Raw genomic sequence first — 19,682 nt, 5'->3', positions numbered from 1 at the left:
TCGGGCAAATGATTAACTTTGATGGAAATGCACCATGACGCAAGATGAATTAAAACTGGCAGTGGCCCAGGCTGCCATAGCCTATGTGGTTGAAAATGACATAGTGGGTGTCGGCACCGGCTCGACAGCCAATTTTTTTATTGATGAACTGGCGAAGATCAAGCACAAGATCAAGGCGGCAGTGGCCTCATCCGAGGCAACCGCAGCACGTCTGCGTGGACATGGCATTACCGTGCTGGATTTGAACGATGTAGTCTCCATGCCTGTGTATATTGACGGTGCGGATGAAATTACCCCGCAGGGTGCCATGATCAAGGGTGGTGGTGCCGCATTGACACGTGAAAAAATCGTGGCCTCGGTCGCTGGAAAATTTATCTGCATCGCCGACGGCTCAAAGCTGGTGGACAAGCTGGGTGGGTTCCCCTTGCCGGTAGAAGTGATACCGATGTCGCACGCCGTCGTCACCCGCAAGCTCAATGCCCTGGGTGGCGAAGCCCGTTTGCGTTTGAAAGATGGCCAGCCTTTGTTGACGGACAATGGCAATATGATTTTGGATATACATGGCTTGCAGATTGCAGACCCGGTAGCGCTGGAAGCGACGATTAATAATATCGTTGGTGTGGTGACCGTAGGGCTGTTTGCACAGCAGGGCGCCAATGTTTGCCTGCTGGGTACCAGTGAAGGCGTTAAAACCTTGCAGTTTTAATTTTACCAGCTTGAAGCTTTGTCCCAGCAAAAAGCCCGCTTACTATGGCGGGCTTTTTGCTGGGTGCTGATGAATGTCAGTCAGGCATTTAGTCAGTTGGCGGTACATAACCAGAAGCAGCATCGGCACCATCACCAAAGAAATGCTTTTCCATCTGGGTTGCCAGATATTTGCGGGCACGGGTGTCGGCCAGGTTCAGGCGGTTTTCATTCACCAGCATGGTCTGATGCTTGAGCCAGGCAGCCCAGGCTTCTTTGGACACGCTTTCATAAATCCGTTTGCCCAGTTCACCTGGATACGGTGGAAAATCCAGACCTTCGGCTTCTTTGTCTAATTTGATGCAGTGGACCGTACGGGCCATGGTGTTACTCCTTTTGCTAAATCTCGAAAACAGCGTGATTATACGGCCTGTGACCTGTGGTTGCTTAGGGTGTCTTAGAGTTGCTTGATCAGAACCAGTGATTTGCGTTGCCAGTTATACATTTTTTGCCTGTCTTTGGGCAAATCATCGAATGAGGCATTGACGAAACCACGTTTCAGGAACCAGTGTGCAGTGCGTGTAGTCAGCACAAACAGGCTGTGGAAGCCAGCGCGGCGTGCGCGTTTTTCCATGTGCTTGAGGATGCGTTCACCATCGCCCTGGCTTTGTACATCGGGGTTGACGGTCAGGCAAGCCATTTCTGCCATTTTTTCGAACGGGAAAGGGTACAGGGCGGCGCAGCCAAAGATCACGCCGTCATGCTCTATCACTGAGAAATAATTGATTTCGCGCTCTATCAGCTCGCGTCCACGTTTCACCAGGGTGCCATCGGCTTCCAGCGGTTCGATCAGCTTGATGATGCCGCCTACGTCTTCAATCGTGGCTTCGCGCAGGCTTTCCAGGTTTTCTGATGACACCATGGTGCCTACGCCATCATGAGTAAACAATTCCAGCAGGGCCGAGCCGTCCATCTTGTAGGGCACAATATGTATCCGTGGGACACCGCCACGTGAAGCCTTGACGGCGTGTTCCAGATAAAAAGCAGAGTCTGGCGGCAAATAGTTGGCTTTTAACTCTTGCTCGGCCTGCATGAATGACAATTCGCGGATTTCATCATTGTCCTGATCCACCATCATTGGTGTTTCGGTGATAAAAATCAGTTTGTCGGCACGTAAGGCTGTGGCGGTTGATACGGCTACGTCTTCCATGGTCAGATTGAAGGCTTCGCCGGTGGGCGAGAAACCCAGCGGGCCAAGCAGTACCAGATTGCCGGCATCCAGAATGCGATGGATGGTGTCGTACGCCACTTTGCGGGCGATACCCGTTAACTGGAAATCAACCCCGCCCACGATGCCTATCGGTTTGGCCGTGACAAAGTTGCCTGAAATAATGCGGATGGCAGAATGTGCCATGGGCGTATTCGGCAAGCCCTGACTGAATGCGGCTTCAATATCCAGGCGCAATTCACCGGCGGCCTCTTTCGAACACTCCAGCGCTGCGGTATCGGTAATGCGTATGCCATTATGAAAGCTGCCTTCGACATTACGCAGGGCCAGTTGCTCGGCAACCTGGGGTCGCGAGCCATGGACTATGACAACTTTAATGCCAAGTGCATGTAAAAGTGATAAATCCTGGGCCAGAACCGGCAGTGCACCTGCCATGACCAGCTCACCGGGAAAGGCGACCACAAAGGTCTTCCCACGGAAGGCATGAATATACGGCGCGACCGAGCGCAGCCATTGAACGAATTGAACGGGATTTTCCATCCGCCAATTATAATCTGAGACGAGAAAACAGATGACCATCCAACGTGGTCGAATTCAACATTGTTGTCAATCAGGCTCCTGAGCTGGTGTCAGGATGTGCCTGATAGGGTAGCTCTGAATGGCTTGGTGTGTGCTTAATGAGTGAATCAATGGTAAGCAGCCTTGATCCTTTCCAGTTTGCCGGCATATAAATTCTGGGCCTTGCGGGTGGTGCTGTTGGCCTGCGCCAGTGTCAGTTCTGCTATTGCATCCGGGGTTTCTCCCAGTTTTAAATGCGCCAGTGCCAGCCATAAATGGAATTCGTCATAATTCGGGTCACGTTTGATTTCCCGTTTGAACAGAGCCTTGGCTTCGGCATATTCACCGCGATCCATGGCTGCCAGGCCTCGGTTAAAGTAATGGAAGGGGGCATTCGGTTGCAAGTTTGCCAGTCTGTCGGCATATAGTTGTGCTTCAGGCAGACGGTCAGCCTTGCGCAATACTTCGATCAGGTTGCTGAGCGCCATGGTGTTCTCTCTTTCCTTGCTCAGAATCTGCTTGAATACAACTTCAGATAAAGCCAGATCGCCATGCTGGCGGTACACCACGCCCAGGGTATTGTAGGCAGCAATGAAGTCAGGGTCGCTCATCAGGGCGGCGCGGGCAAACCAGTAAGCATCGTTGACCTGGTGTTGTGCCAGGGATTCGGCGGCACGATTGTTGAAGTACATGGCAATGACGGTGGCTTCACGTATCAGTTCTGCACGTTGACCACGCAGATCCCTGGGCGGGAGGAAATCGATCACCATGGACTGGCTGTATTCCTGGGTTGAGTGCCGGAATCCCGATTTGTTTCCCAGTACGATATTTACATGTCCTGCCGCAAAGTAAATATCGTTGTTACGGCTCCAGGATTCATCCATCAGTACATTTTGAAATTGCACATCCATACCCAGTTCTTTTGCCAGTGCTGCCGTCATCAGAACCAGTGACAGGCAATTGCCGGAACGGGCGCTGAAGGCCTGTGCCGCATTGCGGGTCATTTCCGCATCGTATTCAAGCTTGATCTGACCTTTGGTCGAAAGTGCGTCAAACAGGGCTTTTTGCGGGGATTTGCCACGTAGCTGGGTAGCAATATCATTTTTCAGGTAAGCATGCATTTCCTTGCTGAGCGCCATGACATCTTCGGCATTGATGGATGTCGATGCCGGGCCAAAGCCCTGATCATTTAGTTGCAGACCGCTTAATTTTTGGCTGGGCTGGCTGGCACAGGCGGTCAGCAAACTGGCAAAGAGCAGGATAATCCAGGTTTTCATTTTAATCCTCACGCGGCTGGATTTTGACTGAAACGTATTTCATTTTTGTTGATGAAACAGGTTCTTTATTTAGACAGGAATCCGGGCTACTTCAGACTACTAGATAGCTATACAAACTGCTGCATAGACTCAAGGTGGTCGCCGTCTCAAATTCTAGTTTGATTCATTATAGGATAAATAAAGAGGGGATTTATTTATATGATTTGATGCTTGTTGCAAGGCCGATACGCACTGATTCGCATTATTGTTTTGACAGGAGTGAGGCGGCAGTGATATCGCAGTGTTGTGGCAGTGTTATGGCAAACAGTGCAACATTTCCTGTGCAGCGTAAAAATCTGGGATAATGCGCAGCGCTATGTCTTCAAATCAAACACCTAAAAACTCCCCCAAAAAAGCAATGCCCGGTGCGATAGATGGTTTATCGGGATTGCGAGAGCTTCGACAACAATTGCGTGAGACCACCGCGAAGTCTGAAGTACCGGAAAACAAGCCGCTCAATCTCAATGTTGGCGGCGCTGGACAAGATCGTCCTCCCAAAGTGCAACAGGGGCGACAGCAAGGGGCGCGCCCGCAATCAGCCAGGCCGCGGCCTGAACGTGCCAGTGGTACTGATCGTACCGATGGTGCCAATGGTGGCATAGAAAGCCGCAGGGACAATAATCGACAAAGACCAGCTGCGCCAGCCAAAGAAGAGCCGGTTTTACCTTTTCGCAATGTCTTGCCACCCATCACCTTCCCAGAAGAGTTGCCGGTATCCGGCAAGCGGGCAGAAATTGCCGAGGCTTTGCAAAAGCATCAGGTCATTATCGTCTGTGGTGAAACAGGCTCAGGCAAGACCACACAATTACCCAAAATCTGTCTGGAACTGGGACGTGGTCAAAAAGGCCTGATCGGTCATACCCAGCCACGCCGGATTGCTGCGTCGTCTACCGCCAAGCGTATTGCGCAAGAATTGAATTCACCGCTGGGTGAGCATGTAGGCTTTAAAGTCCGTTTTACCGATACCCTGAGCAAGGGCGCATCGGTCAAGCTGATGACTGACGGTATCTTGCTGGCAGAAACGCAGACCGACCCGCTGTTAAAGCAATATGACACCATCATCATCGATGAGGCGCATGAACGCAGCCTGAATATTGATTTTCTGCTTGGTTATCTGAAGCAATTATTACCCAGGCGCCGTGACCTGAAGATCATCATCACTTCTGCGACGATAGATGCGCAGCGCTTTGCCAATCATTTTGCCGATACCAGAGGGACGGAGCCCAAACCCGCTCCCGTGATCGAAGTGTCAGGTCGTTTGTACCCGGTAGAAGTGCGATATCGCCCCATACAGGATACCGAAAAAGATAAAGAGCGCGATCTGATGACGGCGATTACCGATGCCGTCGATGAATTGTGCCGTGTCGGTTCTGGCGACGTGCTGGTGTTTTTGCCGGGGGAGCGTGAAATTCGTGACGCTGCCGAAGCCTTGCGCAAACACCATCCACCGCATGTAGAGATTTTACCGCTGTTCGCCCGCCTGTCGGCGCAGGAGCAGGAGAGGGTATTCAAGACTTCGAATGCACGTCGCATCGTGCTGGCCACGAATGTGGCAGAAACCTCGCTGACCGTGCCTGGCATACGCTATGTCGTTGATGCTGGCCTAGCACGTGTCAAACGCTATAGTTACAGGAATAAAGTCGAACAATTGCAGATAGAGGCGGTGGCCCAGTCGGCAGCCAATCAGCGTGCTGGCCGTTGCGGCCGTGTGGCGGCTGGTGTGTGCATACGCCTGTTTGATGAACAGGATTACCTGCAAAGGCCAAAATTTACCGAACCCGAGATTTTGCGCTCATCGCTGGCTGCCGTCATCTTGCGCATGAAATCGCTGCGTCTGACTGATGTTGAAACTTTTCCTTTCATCGAGCCGCCACCAGGCCGGGCGATTGCTGACGGTTATCAGCTTTTGCAAGAACTGGGGGCGATGGATGAAGTCAACCAGTTGACACCGGTTGGCAGGCAACTCGCCAAACTGCCGCTGGACCCGCGTGTGGGGCGCATGATTCTGGCTGCCCGTGACAACCAGGCCTTGCAGGAAGTGCTGATCATCGCTGCTGCCTTGTCGGTGCAAGACCCGCGCGACCGCCCCATGGAAGCGCAGGCTGCGGCAGACATGGCGCACAAGAAATTTGCCGATGAAAAATCTGAATTCCAGTCTTACCTGAAAATCTGGAAATGGTTTGAAGATGCCATCGAGCACAAGAAAACCAATCGTCAGCTACAAGATAATTGCCGCGCCAATTTTCTGAGCCAGATGCGCTTGCGTGAATGGCGTGAAGTGCATTCCCAGTTGCTGACCATCGTCAAGGAACAGGGCTGGCGTTTGAATGAGGCACCAGCTACGTATGAGCAATTGCATCTTTCATTATTGACGGGTTTGCTGGGCAATATCGGCTACAAGTCGGATGAAGAAGCGCATTATCTGGGTGCCCGTAGTATCAAGTTTTATATCTGGCCCGGTTCTACTCTGGCCAAAAAAGCCGGACGCTGGATCATGGCGGCTGAACTGGTGGATACCACACGCCTGTATGGACGCTGTATTGCCCAGATCAATCCAGAATGGCTGGAAAAAATCGGTGAACATCTGCTGAAAAAATCCTATGGTGAACCGCGTTGGGAAAAACGCGCCGGCCAGGTATCTGCCTTTGAACGTGCCACCCTGTATGGATTGGTTGTATACAGTCAGCGCCGCACGCAATATGGCTTGACCCATCCGGCAGAAGCACGGGAGATGTTCATCCGCGACGCCCTGGTCGAAGGCGAGTTTGATACCCGCGCTCCTTTCTTCGCATATAACCAGAAACTGGTACGCGAGATAGAAAACCTCGAACACAAATCGCGTCGCCTGGATGTGCTGGTGGATGAAGAACTGATCGTGGCTTTTTATGATCAGCACTTGCCAGCCGATGTCTGGAACGCAGTCCTGTTTGAACAATGGCATAAAGAAGCGACCAGGGCCAATCCCAAGCTCCTGTACCTGAACAAGGACGAGTTGATGCGCCATGAAGCAGCAGGCGTGACAACGGATTTGTTTCCCAAGACCATGCAGGTGTCGGGTGTGGCATTGCAACTGAGTTATCACTTTGAGCCGGGCAGTCCACGCGATGGCGTGACCCTGACTGTGCCTTTATTTTCTTTGAATCAGGTATCGGCAGACCGCTGCGAATGGCTGGTGCCTGGCATGCTCAAAGAAAAAGTGCATTTGCTGATCAAATCCTTGCCGCAAAAGATACGTCGTCATTGCGTCCCCATTCCTGAGTATGCGGGTGGTTTTTGTGAGCGCAATGATTTTGGTAAAGGCAATTTCCTTGATGCCGTGATTGCCGACATACGCGAGCAAAAAGGCTTGTTGTGCAAGACCACGGATTTCAAATTCGAGACTGTACCCGTGCATCTGACGATGAATTTCAAAGTCGTCGATGAGCATGGTCGCCAACTGGAAATGGGCCGTAACCTGGCCAGTCTGCGGGCAGAATTTGGTGGCCAGGCACGCGAGAGTTTTCAGCGCATTGCCAGCGCCGAGAAACTGGCCTTGTTGGATACAAATCCAGTTGTGACCAAACAGATTGCTGTCGCAGAAGACCAGTCAGTCCGCAATGCTGGCAAACCTGCGACTGCGAGCATTCAGACGAGCGCCGCAGTACCTGCATTAAAACAGGAAAATCTTACAGCCTGGACCTTTGACAGCCTGCCCGAATTGCTGGAAGTTCAGCAGGGCAAGCAAACACTTATCGGTTATCCGGCACTGGTGGATAAAGTTACGCATTGCCATATTGAAGTGTTTGATGATCCGGATGAGGCGACTCGTGTACATCGCATAGGTTTGCGACGCCTGTTTGCCTTGCAATTGAAAGAGCAGATCAAGTTTCTGGAAAAAAATATCCCTGGCTTGCAGCAGATGGGCATGCAATTCATGGCCCTGGGTTCGCAGGAAGAATTACGTGACCAGATTATCCAGGTCGCGATAGAAAGCGCTTTCCTGCAAAGCCCTTTGCCTGCCAATTCTGGTGAATTCAATAAACGCCGTGATGAAGGCAAGGCAAGGTTGAATTTGCTGGCCAATGAAATTGCCCGCACGGCTGCGCAGATACTGGCTGAATACCATGGCTTGCCCAAGAAGCTGCAAGGCATCAAGGCCCATGCACAGGCGGCTGCCGATATGCAGACACAGTTGCAAATGCTGGTGACCAAGCATTTTATTGCGGACAATGATTTCACTCAGTTATCGCATTTTCCCCGCTATCTGAAAGCCATCACGGTACGCATGGACAAGCTGCGCGCCGATCCTGCGCGTGACCAGAAATTGCTGGCAGAATGGAATAGTGTGGCCCAGGCATGGCAGCGTCATCCACGCAAGACTGGTGTGGATGCTGACCCAAAACTGCTGGAATTCCGCTGGTTGCTGGAAGAACTGAGGGTATCGCTGTTTGCTCAGGAACTGCGTACACCCATGCCGGTGTCTGTCAAGCGGCTGCAAAAAGTGTGGGAAAGCCTGCAACGATAGTCCACGCTGCCATGACCGCAGGCAAAGCTTGTTTGCTTGCGGTATGCTGAGGGTTGATTGCTGAATATAGATCACTGATCACCGACTACAGGCGGTTTTTGATTGCCTGTCAAATTGCTGGATTTACTGCGTATTCATGAATCATAAACTGACGCCTTCTACCATACTCCTGCTGGTCACGCCGCCCTTACTATGGTCCGGCAATGCCATCGTCGGGCGCATGATTCATGAGATGCTGCCACCAATTACTCTCAACTTCATACGCTGGGTGCTGGCTTTTTTAATCTTGTTGCCGATGGCCTTCCGCATCTATCGGCGCGACAGCACTTTGTGGCGCAACTGGCAGCGCTATGCAGTATTGGGTTTGCTGGGTGTTGGTTTGTACAATGCCTTGCAATACCTGGCCTTGCAGAGTTCATCTCCCATCAATGTGACACTGGTTGCGGCCAGCATGCCGGTATGGATGCTGATCGTCGGCAGCCTGTTTTTTCAGGCCAAAGTCACGCGCTGGCAACTGGCGGGTGCGGCCATCTCCATCGCTGGTGTCTTGCTGGTATTAAGCCGGGGTGAACTGGCGCAGTTACTGGCCTTGCGGCTGGTGCCTGGCGACCTGTTCATGATCATTGCCACCATTGCCTGGTCGCTATATAGCTGGTTGCTGACGCGTGGCGACGATGGTGAATTACGCAATCACTGGGCCGATTTTTTGTTGGCGCAGGTCAGTTTTGGCGTACTGTGGTCGGCGGCTTTTTCTGCTGCAGAATGGACGCTGATGAAGCCCACCATACACTGGAACCCCATGTTGTTTGCTGCACTGGCTTTTGTGGCGATTGGTCCGGCGGTGATTGCTTTTCGCTGCTGGGGTCTGGGTGTGCAGCGGGTAGGGCCGAATGTGGCCGCCTTTTTCAATAATCTGACACCCTTGTTCGCTGCCCTGATGTCGGCTGCTTTTCTGGGTGAATCACCACATCTGTTTCATGTCGTGGCTTTTGCGTGTATTGTCGGTGGCATTGTCTTGTCTTCGCGCCGGAACTGAATGCCGTGATGTCAGAGTGGATCTGCCACGCCGATAGGGGCGGGTGTGATATTGACAATCAGTGAAAATAATTCCTCATATTTATAGCGTGCACTGGCATCCCCTGGATGTACACGGTTTTGCAGAAAGGCTACATCGATTTCCTTCCAGTCGTAATCATTCAGCACCTGTCTGGCGATAGGTATGATTTTTTCTTCTTCGGCCCGCATATGGGCGAAATAAAACTGCGCATATTGCTCGACCAGATCACGGAAATGGGCAAAGGCTGGCATGCCGCCAAATTCATAGTCAAGCAGAGCGTGGAATAGCCGGTGTACCAGTAATTCTCCCTTTTCATGCTGCTCAGTGAGCGCATCCAGCTCATTGTCCAGTTGATGGGTTCTTTCCTTGATTTTGGCAAACAAATACTGCTCTTCCTTGGGATGATGGACCTTTTCTGGGTATTCCATGATGTAGTACAGCATGGCACGGAAGACCTTCAGATCAGGCGCATTGGCGCCACCCTCGATTTTTCTTACAAAGTAACGCATGCCCTGTATCACGGACGACAGGTGTTCGTGCTCGTCTTGTATGATGCTGAGTGAAGCGGGGTAAATCATCCTGACAGACATGGCGAGCCTCCTTGCTATTTTGCTTGTTACTTTACTAGCAAGGAGGCCGCACGCTGTTGATCAGGATCAAAACAGACGATAAGTTGTGGCGAAGTGCACAGATGAAAAACCTCGTTGCCGTTGAGGACAACGAGGTTTTAACTTGATGCGGCGGGTTTTTCTTATGCCAGCCGATGTTTGTATATGTTTGTCTATACTGGCTTATTTGCCCGTCAGTTCTTTCAGTAATTCCCTGGCATTGTAGATTTTGTCCATGGCTTCCAGTATGCCACCGCTGTGCACGGCAACGGTACGGTTGCTGCGGCCGTCATACCAGAAAGCACCGCCCAGGGAATGGATGTTGCCGTCAAAAGCCAGGCCAATGATTTCGCCATTGCGATTGATCAGAGGGCTGCCGGAATTGCCGCCGATGATGTCATTGGTGGTCACAAAATTGTAGGGCTGCTGCAAGTTCAGCTTGCCCTTTGCTGCTTGCCAGGACGCAGGCAAGGCAAATGGATAGGCACCCGTATCGCGTTCAAAGGCACCTGCAAAATTGGTGAAGGGACGGATTTTGTGTTCACCCTGATCCCAGCCTTTGACCTCTCCATACGACAGGCGCAAGGTGGCCGTGGCATCTGGATAAACACTGGTACCCGATTGTGCAAAACGTGCCTGTGCAATCAACTCGGAATTTTTCTGCACGATTGCCTGTACTTCCTGTTCCATGCGTTTGCGATACGTACGTGATTCTGCCTCGACAGCCAATGCAAGTTTGATGAAGGGATCATCCGACAGGGCAATGGCTTCCTTGCCGCCATTCCACAGAGTTTTGCGGTATTCAACGTCGGCCAGTCGTGTGCGATCGATCAATTTATCAGTCAGTTGCTCTGGCGATAATTTACCTAGCACCTGTTTGACGAAGGCATGGTCCACACCAAGGTCTTCGCGCATTTTGGTCAAAGAGTGTGTGAGTTTGAGTTTTTCAAATTCAGGGTAGATGGGGGCTTTGGAAAACAGGTTTTGCTGTACGGCGGGCAGGCGCGTGTCGATAAATTCTGGCAAGCGTTCGGCATTCGCCTTGGCTTTTTCTTCGGCAGCGCGCACCAGCATGCGCGCCAGACGGAAATAATTGCTGTTGAAGGCTTCTGCACCTTCAGTCATGTTGGTGACTCTGAACAGTTGGCGATAGCTGTCCTGTGCCCTGGCAATCGCATCCCATGCTCCACCGATTTTTTCTTTTAGTTCTGGCCGGGAATTGACGAACTGACGCAGCGCAGTTTCTTCTGCCTGTTGGCGCGCCATGAATTCAGGATCAAGCAGGGTTTGTAACCTGCCTGTGCCAGCCTTGTAGCGGTTTTCTATGCCAAACAGTGCCTGGTCGGCAGTACGCGCCGCTTCCGGACTGGTTTTGCGGTATTGGGTGACGACACCGCGCAATTCTGCCGTATGCTGCAAGCTGTCGACCAGACCAATATCACGCAGGCTGATCAGTTGCGCCATGGTCAGTTGACGCTGGGTAGAGCCAGGGTGACCTGTGACAAAACTCATTTCACCTTCTTGCGGACCATTTTTGCTGAATGGGAAATAATGTTTGATATCTGCCGGTTTGCCGTTTTCATAGACGCGCAGCATGGCGATATCCAGGTCATAGCGCGGGAAGTTGAAATTGTCCGGGTCACCACCAAAGAAGGCAATGGCTTTTTCAGGTGCCCATACCAGGCGGGTATCGGCATAGCGATGATATTTGTACAGGTGGTAACGGCCACCATGGTAAAGGTCAACGACGTCGCAACGGGTTTTTTCCTTGTCGTCACCTACGCAGGCGGCAGTCAGCGTGGCTTCGATCGCGTTCTGTGCCTGTTTGAAGGATGTGCCTTCCAGGCCGGCAGTCGCTTTCCGGACATCTTCGGTCACATCGGTGATGTCTTCCAGCCGGTTTAATTCCATGGCTGGGCAAACCTGTTCTTCACTGTGTTTTCTTGCCAGGAAACCATTGCTGACATAGTTTTGTTTGGCAGTCGATAACTGCTCTATGCAGCCGGATGCACAGTGGTGATTGGTCATTACCAGGCCATCTTTGGAGACAAAAGAACCAGAGCAGCCAGGCAGTTTGACCGAACTCAGCATGGTGTTCTTTATCCACTCCGGACCAGGTTTGAAACCATATTCAGCCTGTAGTCTGTTCATGGGCAGATTGTCCAGTGTCCACATTCCTTCCGCTGCCAAAGCCAGACCGGGCAGGGACAAGGCAATCAACAGGAGTTTCTTTTGCATGATGTATTCCATTTGTACTTGGGCATCATGCTTCTCCAGGCCAGGAAGAAGTCATGATTAGTCATGATTGCGGCAGCATCCCCCATGGAAATGGGGGATGTGAGATGACTCGGCTAAAAAGGAATTTAATGTTTGGCTTTGATAGCCTCGATTTGATCCATGATTTTATTCATGCGCGCAAACACTGCCTGGTAAGGGGCGGGGGAAGCCAGATCAACACCAGCCTTTTTCACCAGTTCATACGGATAGGCAGAACCGCCTGCTTTCAGGATGTTGAGATAGTTGTCACGGGCACCTGCACGACCTTTCAATATCTCATCTGCAAACATGGAACCGGCAGCAATCGATGTTGCATACTGGAACACATAGAAGCGGTTATAAAAATGCGGAATATATGCCCATTCAATGGCATAGGTATCGTCTATCTTCATCACGCCTTCTTTGTCGCCGTGATAGTTTTTCAGGATATCACCATAGATTTTGCTCAGTGCTTCGCCAGTCAGTGATTCACCTTTGTCGACCTTGGCATGCACTTCACGTTCAAAGTCGGCAAACATGGCTTGACGGAAGAAGGTGCCGCGCAGGTTTTCCAGTGCTGATCCCAGATACAGCAAACGTTCGTCATCGCTCTTGGCGATTTTCAGCATGTGATCAAGCAAAAAGACTTCATTCGTGGTGGATGCGATTTCTGCCGTGAAGGTAGGGTAGTCTGCGCTGATGAAGGGCTGGTGTTTGTTGGCCAGGTAGGAATGCATGGCATGTCCCCATTCATGGCCCAGTGTTGATACTGACTCATAATCATCATTGTAATTGAGCAGCAGGTAAGGATGAACATCATAGGCTGCACCATTCATGTAGGCACCAGAGCGCTTGCGTGGACGTGAATAGACATCCATCCAGCGTTCTGTGGTGGCCTTTGCCATGGCTTTGGTATAGTCATCACCCAAAGGTTTGACGGATTCCAGCATCAGCTTGACGCCTTCGGCAATCGGGTATTTGAAATCGCCGGATACCAGCGGTGGATAAATGTCGAAATAACGCAGATCCTGCACGCCCAGCAGTTTTGCACGGAGTTTGAAATAGCGGTGCAGGGTAGGCAGGTTGGCACGGGTTTGCTCTACCAGAGTGTCATAGACTTCCCTTGGCAGTTTATTGTTGTCCAGCGCCTGCGTCAGCGAATCTGGATAATTGCGGATCTTGGCATAGGCAGAATCGCGTTTTAATTGCTCATAAAAAGTGACGCCGTAGCTGCGTTCAAATTCTTTCCATTTCCCCCAGAACGCATCGAATACCAGCTGGCGGTCAGCCCTGTTCGGGGCGGCGCGGTATTTGGTGTAGGCAGACTGGTCTATGCGTACTTCTTCGCCGGTGGACAGTTTGACCTTGGGCCAGGGCATTTCTGCATTGGACAAGGTGGTGTAAACAGCGCTGGCAGTATTGGTTGCCATGCCAAAGGTGGCGATAATTTCTTCGCCTTTTTTATCCAGGGTATGCTTACCTGAACGCAAGATATCGTCCAGTTGATGGGCGTAGATACGCAAGCCCTTTTCCTTGGCCTGGAAAGCCTGGATTTTTTTATCCCCCAGGGCCAGAATTTCTGGCCGGATGAATGAACTGGCTTCATCTACCTTGCTGCCCAAAATATCGGAGCGCTGGCCCAGATCCATGCCGGCATTGTTGCCAGTATCCTGGTCACGGTATTGAAATGCATAACTGGACAGACGGGCAAAGCGTTTCAGCATATCCGAATTCAAATCCAGGCAAGTCTTGAAACGTGCCACGCTGTCGCCCAGATGTCCGCTGCAAGTCTGCAATTGTTTTAACTGCACTTCCAGGGTCATGGCATCCTTGTCCCAGTCAGCCTTGGTCTGGTACATGTCATTCAAATTCCAACGATCGGCTTCGGTTTCACTTGGGTGAGCGGCAAAGGCAAAGGTGGGCAGGGTCAGTGCAACAGCGAACAGGTTGCGGACAAGATGTTTATGCATGGCGTAACGTCCAGTTCTATTTGATGGATAGATGACAAAATGCTGTGGGAGTCTGGGGAATTGTTTTGATGGCTGTTTAAATTGCACCCCAGGCTTGGGCAGTATTTTGGTCTGAAAGTTCTCAAATGAGAAGACAATTTGAAAATATTTTTCCTGGTGGGCTGGAGTAGATTTGCCGTAATACTTTCGTTTGTTAATTAAATAATATTATTTGTATTTGCCTGCCTGAATGGTACTGCACAAGTAAAGAGCTGACTGATGTCCAGCTCTTTACTTGCTACTGTCAGTGGACTTACTTCGGTAACATGTCAAGCTTGATCATATTGTCACTGGGCTTTCTGTCTATGTATTTATTGTCAGGATCTATACCTGCCTTGGCCGGTACGCCTTTGACGATCATTTTGAAATCCATGGCTTTTTGATTGATCAGTTTGCGTTCACGCAGCAAGGGTTTACCGTCCTTGTCGTCTACACCTATGTCCATCCAGTCTTGCAGCGGGACTTCTTTTTCCACACCCAGTTCGTCGGCTTTCAGTTTATTGCTGGTGACGTGCAAAGCAACTTCATATTGTCCGTCTGGCAGCGGTTTGGCAGTGGCTGTCATGGCACGGTTTTCAAACAGGATGATGGATTCAAACAAATCGGTAATCAGACCCTGTTTGTCAGCCGGGGCAGTCTTGCGCAATGCATCCACCAGTGCCGCACTGCTGGGATAAGGTGCGCCCTGGTTGGCATACTGGGCAATGACAGTACGCAATGCCTGATTGACCTTGTCCTCACCTATCTGGTCTTGCAACAGATACATGGCCAGACTGCCTTTTGCATAGTGGATGTAATTCTGACTTTCATTGAATGCCAGTGGCAGTTCTTTCTTCCTTTCCTGGCTGCGTCCTTTCAGATAGCGATCCAGTTCAAATTTCAGGAAGCGGCGCATGGCGGCCTCGCCATAGGTATGTTTCATCACCATCAGCGCGGAGTATTGCGCCAGGGTTTCAACCAGCACGGTACTACCTTTGCTATTGCCGGAAATTACCTGGTGCGCCCACCATTGATGGGCCACTTCGTGGGCAGTGACGTAGAAAGGGTAGTCCACTTCAAGCGGATCTTTGTCATCCACATGGGCGATGAAACCTATGCTTTCTGAATACGGAATGGTGTTCGGAAATGCCTGTGCAAACGTGGCATAGCGCGGGAATTCGACTATCCTGACCAGCTTGTGCTGATAAGGACCAAAATTGGTCGTATAGTAATCGAGCGAATTCTGCACGCTCTTTATCATGCGATCAAGATTGTAGGCATGTCCCTTGTGATAATCGATTTCAATGGCGATATCTTTCCATTGTGCCCGTTTGACTTCATAGCGGCCAGACAGAAAGGCATAGAAGTTCAGTATGGCCTGCTCTGGCGCGTAGTGATAATAGCGCCGTCCATTTTCTTGCCATTCACGCTTCAGACTGCCTGGTGCGATCGCCATCTGGTCTGCGCTGGTGGATACCACGGCATCAAAATTGATCCAGTCTGCATCATTGGCGATGTAGCTATTGCTTAATGCCTTCGGGTCATCCCTTTCTGCCATCCTTTCTTTTTCTGGCAGCCCATGTTTGCGCCTGGCCTTGTCATCACTGAGCTCCAGAGCTGGTTGGTAACCTATATGCGGCGTCAGTGTGCTGTTGAAAAAACTGCCGTTGTACATGACGGTATCGCCCGAACTCATGCCCAGGAAATTCTTTGGAGCGAATTCAATTTCAAAATGCAGTTTCAGCTTTTCTCCAGGTTGCAAGGCCTGGCGCAACTGATAGCTGTAAAAGCCCACTTTTTTATCTTGTATGCGTGGTTCATGTGGGGCATCCAGCTTCATCTGTATGATGCGTGCATCATCCGATTCCATGATGAAAATTTCCTGGATGGCAGTGTTGCTGCGATTGATCAACTGGTAGTCGCCTTTGATCTGCGCCGTGCGGGTTTCTGGATAGATATCAACGTTCAGTTTGACATCGGTGATGCGTGGCTGTGGCTGTGTGGCATATTGTTTATAGTTCTTTTCAAATGTCGCATTTTCAGCCTGTTTTTCATACTGGCTTTTGTAGGGCGTGAGTATGTTGCTAAAGTAAAAAATGGCTGTGCCGGCAAACAGGAACAGTGCAGTGCCACCCAGCATCAGGCCGCTATTGCCGACATTGATGGATAAGCTGGCCATGCGCAGACGATGGCTGAATGCGGTGGTGGTACCACGTACCCACATCAGTAAGGAACAGGCGATCAGGATCAGGCCGGCGCCGCTCCAGTACAGCAGGTACCAGCGTGACAGCGCTAATGAATGGCCATAACCGTTCATGTCGGAATACACGGTGGACGGCACCGTCGCATAGCGCAACATGGGGTGTTCTATACCCAGTGCAGGCAGGGCGATCAAGGCAATGTAATACACGATCATCAAAAAGTAAGCCAGATACTTGTGATTGACAATGGCTTGCAGCGACATCGCCAGCACCGCGATCAGCGCATATTCAGGCCATTGCACCAGAAACAGTTGGTGCACATACAGGCCAATTTCATAGTTGGTGTAGCCCTTGAGGGTTTGGATCAGCATGCCGCACACCATCAGCACAAGCAGCATGATGCCCTGCATGAGGATGAGCGCCGACAGTTTGGCAGTGAATGGCAACCATCCCGGCACCGGCAATGCATCCAGTAACTGGGCGATGCGCGCATCTCTCTCGCGCCAGACCAGTTCGCCCGCATAAAAAGTGGTGATGATGAGCATGAATAAACTGAATGTACCGCCCAGAAATTCCAGCACTGCATACGTTACCGGATAGGTCGATGTACCAAACATCTTGGTCACCGAACTGGACACCGCAAACATGAATAAAACGCCAGACAGCAGCACGACGATGAAATACACGTTCTTGACCGACTCGCGTAAATTCAGCCAGCTTTCTGCCAGTAGCAGCTTCCAGTTTCTGGAAGATGAAAATACCGGGATGACTTTAGGCAGATTGACCAGCATTGCCTGGTTTGTCGGGGCTGTATGTGTGCTTACTTTCTCTTTCTCTTTCTTTTTCTTTTGTTTTTCTGCGGTAGAAATAGCCTTGAAATCAAAGCGCCAGTAGCAGAAAGCCAGACTGATCAAACCTGCGCCTCCCCATAGAAGGCGATTGATGAGGAACATACCTTCAAGACTGAGCTGGCGGCTATTTTTGTCGGCAATACTCCAGTATTCCGTCAGGTTGCTGACAGCGGCGGAACCGAAAGGATCAAGCAGGGCAGCCAGGGTCTTGTTGTCGATATCGCGCATGAGGGACCGCGCAATCATATAGCCTATGATCAGTACCACGCTGGATACATATACCGGCATCATGCGTTTGCCGAGAGTGGCCAGGGTAAAGAAAATCGCCCCAAAGATCATGAAGTTGGGCAAGACCGAATACACATACGGCAGGAAATAAGCAGCCGGATGTATGGCCCCCAGTCGCACCGCTTCTATGCCCGGCAAATAACATCCCAGCCAGGCACCCAGACCCAGGCCGGAAAAGATGATCAGCAAGCTTAGCAACGAACCCAGAAAACGCCCGGCCAGGTACTGAAATTTGGAAATCGGTGCACTGTAAAAGAAATGCCAGGTATGGTGTTCCACATCCTGGTGTGTTGCCTGGCCCATGATGGCGGCTACTGTACTCGTGCCAAGATAGGCAAGAAAGGTAATGCTCTGGAAAACAGCGACTGGTGAATTGATAAACACTTTGCCGCCAAAATCGATGGAGGCGGACGCAAAGGTACCGCCAGCGGCTGCCATCCACAACATTGCCAGGCTGAAGAAGATCAGGAAATATACGTAGCTGGACAGACTGCGACATTTTTGACGCAGTTCAAATAAAAGTATCGTTAACATGGATGCTCCTCAGGCTGCCGGCACAGCTGTCAGGTCTGCTGATGGTGTCTTTGCTGTCGACTGGGCGGAGAATAAGCCCGCCATCGCCGCAAAATAGACATCTTCCAGATTGGCAGATACCGGTGCATAGCCAGAGTCTGGTTGTGAGTCGGCATACACATGAATGAGCGTGCGGCCTGAAGTCAGGCGGCTGGAAATGACCTGATGTTGCTGTCTGTAGTTGGCCAGTTCCGGTTTTTCTATAAACCGTTTCCAGATTTTTCCCTGTATCTGTTCTATCAATGGCAATGGTTGCCCGGTCAGGACGACGCTGCCCTGATTGATGACGGCCATGTGATTGCATAAATCGGATACGTCTTCAACGATATGGGTAGACAGGATGACGATTTTTTCGCTGCCGATATCGGATAACAGATTGTGAAAGCGCACGCGCTCTTCCGGGTCCAGCCCGGCTGTGGGTTCGTCAACGATGATCAGCCTGGGGTCGCCCAGCAATGCCTGCGCGATACCAAAGCGCTGGCGCATACCACCCGAATAACCACCCAGATGCTTGTTCCTGTCCTTGTACAGATTGGTCTGATGCAGCAAGGCTTCCACCACTTCCTTGCGCTGCTTGCGGTTGTCCAGGCCCTTGAGCAGGGCAAAATGATCCAGCAGATCATAGGCGCTGACCTTGGGGTAAAGGCCAAAATCCTGCGGCAAATAACCCAGCACCCGTCTGATCTGGTCTTTGTTTTCACGAATATCAATCTTGTCCAGCGTGGCGGTGCCGGAATTGGCATCCTGCAAGGTCGCCAGGGTACGCATCAACGTGGATTTGCCAGCACCATTTGGCCCCAGCAGCCCAAACATGCCTGCTGGTATGGTGAGGTTGATATCGTTCAGGGCTTGTACGCCATTGGCATATTTTTTTGACAGGTGCTGTATACGGAGTTCCATCGACTTATCCTTCTTCCAAGGTTCTTGTTAATGAGGTTTTTGTTAAGCGGGCTTTTGTTAAGTGCCAGGCCCCTGATCGACATGCAGGGTAGATATCATGTTATTAAGTATAAACAGGCTTGTGCAGCTATGTGACGAAATGCCGCGTGGCAGGAATGAAATGGGGGAAAAGCAGTTTGAAGCAAGAACCGCTTGCCCGTCCGCTGTCCGCCTGTACTGAATTGCTGCAAGTTTGCTGGTGTTCAGTTATAATGCGTTTTGGCGGGCCCCTGCGCATTGCGGCATGGCCAATCTGGTCAGGTCGGGAACGAAGCAGCCACAGTCATTTCCCGCAAGTGCCGCAGACCAGGCTCGCCAACTCTGATTTATTTCTCCTGCTGTCAAAGCAGTTCTGTATATCTCCCCCCCATCGTTAAACATCAGCGCTATGCAGCTTGTGTCCTGACGCGTACTTTTTCTTGCATCCTGGTAATTTGAAACGTAAGGCGGCTGAGCAAGTACCTGATTTCTGGTTTTTTGCTGTTTTTGCCACGCCTGTCACTCATGTCTTGGGGGCCCAGGATAATTCCGGATTGTCTGTCTTGGACCTGGTCATTTGCTGCCACATCTCTATTGATGAAGTAAGTCCGGAAAATGCTTGAAACCGACTTGCGATGTCTGTGCAAAAACA

Annotated in this window: 11 protein-coding genes and 1 other RNA gene; 4 read left to right on the top strand and 8 right to left on the bottom strand. The window is 51.0% G+C overall.

The features are described 5' to 3' along the window. The first annotated feature begins 34 nt into the window (after positions 1-34). Positions 35-706, top strand: a complete 672-nt coding sequence (gene rpiA, locus H8L32_RS02445; protein WP_186945560.1) for a ribose-5-phosphate isomerase RpiA — start codon at positions 35-37, stop codon at positions 704-706. Between the two features lie 88 nt (positions 707-794). On the opposite strand, the gene H8L32_RS02440 is transcribed toward rpiA, so the two are convergent. The 3 genes from H8L32_RS02440 to H8L32_RS02430 all read right to left on the bottom strand — a co-directional run bounded on the left by H8L32_RS02440 (position 795) and on the right by H8L32_RS02430 (position 3,747). After that, positions 795-1,067 carry an oxidative damage protection protein gene (locus tag H8L32_RS02440; protein ID WP_186945559.1) on the bottom strand — a complete coding sequence of 91 codons (273 nt, stop codon included), beginning with the start codon at positions 1,065-1,067 and terminating at the stop codon, positions 795-797. A 74-nt stretch (positions 1,068-1,141) separates the two neighbouring features. Next, positions 1,142-2,452 carry an amino-acid N-acetyltransferase gene (gene argA, locus H8L32_RS02435; protein WP_186945558.1) on the bottom strand — a complete coding sequence of 437 codons (1,311 nt, stop codon included), beginning with the start codon at positions 2,450-2,452 and terminating at the stop codon, positions 1,142-1,144. 146 nt (positions 2,453-2,598) lie between these two features. Next, the gene (locus H8L32_RS02430; protein ID WP_186945557.1) at positions 2,599-3,747 is read right to left on the bottom strand and encodes a tetratricopeptide repeat protein; all 1,149 of its coding nucleotides are present in this window, start codon (positions 3,745-3,747) and stop codon (positions 2,599-2,601) included. A 355-nt stretch (positions 3,748-4,102) separates the two neighbouring features. Between H8L32_RS02430 and hrpA the strand changes: the two genes are divergently transcribed. Together hrpA and H8L32_RS02420 are read left to right on the top strand one after the other, a co-directional pair. Further along, positions 4,103-8,290: an ATP-dependent RNA helicase HrpA gene (gene hrpA / locus H8L32_RS02425; protein WP_230412027.1), complete on the top strand. Its 4,188-nt coding sequence runs from the start codon at positions 4,103-4,105 to the stop codon at positions 8,288-8,290. 136 nt (positions 8,291-8,426) lie between these two features. Continuing rightward, positions 8,427-9,326 carry a DMT family transporter gene (locus H8L32_RS02420; protein ID WP_186945556.1) on the top strand — a complete coding sequence of 300 codons (900 nt, stop codon included), beginning with the start codon at positions 8,427-8,429 and terminating at the stop codon, positions 9,324-9,326. An 11-nt stretch (positions 9,327-9,337) separates the two neighbouring features. On the opposite strand, the gene H8L32_RS02415 is transcribed toward H8L32_RS02420, so the two are convergent. The 5 genes from H8L32_RS02415 to H8L32_RS02395 form a co-directional block, all read right to left on the bottom strand. Next, complete coding sequence (locus H8L32_RS02415; protein ID WP_186945555.1) at positions 9,338-9,937, bottom strand: hemerythrin domain-containing protein; 600 nt, start codon at positions 9,935-9,937, stop codon at positions 9,338-9,340. 201 nt (positions 9,938-10,138) lie between these two features. Continuing rightward, positions 10,139-12,193 carry a S46 family peptidase gene (locus H8L32_RS02410; protein ID WP_186945554.1) on the bottom strand — a complete coding sequence of 685 codons (2,055 nt, stop codon included), beginning with the start codon at positions 12,191-12,193 and terminating at the stop codon, positions 10,139-10,141. A 125-nt stretch (positions 12,194-12,318) separates the two neighbouring features. Continuing rightward, positions 12,319-14,181, bottom strand: a complete 1,863-nt coding sequence (gene pepF, locus H8L32_RS02405; RefSeq protein ID WP_186945553.1) for an oligoendopeptidase F — start codon at positions 14,179-14,181, stop codon at positions 12,319-12,321. A 292-nt stretch (positions 14,182-14,473) separates the two neighbouring features. Then, entirely contained in the window at positions 14,474-18,073 is a 3,600-nt protein-coding gene (locus tag H8L32_RS02400) for an ABC transporter permease/M1 family aminopeptidase (protein WP_186945552.1), read from the bottom strand. A gap of 9 nt (positions 18,074-18,082) precedes the next feature. Continuing rightward, positions 18,083-19,012 carry an ABC transporter ATP-binding protein gene (locus tag H8L32_RS02395; protein ID WP_186945551.1) on the bottom strand — a complete coding sequence of 310 codons (930 nt, stop codon included), beginning with the start codon at positions 19,010-19,012 and terminating at the stop codon, positions 18,083-18,085. A gap of 260 nt (positions 19,013-19,272) precedes the next feature. Between H8L32_RS02395 and ffs the strand changes: the two genes are divergently transcribed. After that, an RNA gene (ffs, locus tag H8L32_RS02390) (signal recognition particle sRNA small type) lies at positions 19,273-19,371 on the top strand. Positions 19,372-19,682 lie beyond the last annotated feature (311 nt).

Origin of the sequence: Undibacterium hunanense (assembly GCF_014284335.1) — a bacterium.
GTDB classification, from domain to species: domain Bacteria; phylum Pseudomonadota; class Gammaproteobacteria; order Burkholderiales; family Burkholderiaceae_D; genus Undibacterium; species Undibacterium hunanense.
The sequence above is the reverse complement of the archived record's forward strand: the minus strand, read 5'-3'. Positions and strand labels throughout refer to the sequence as shown.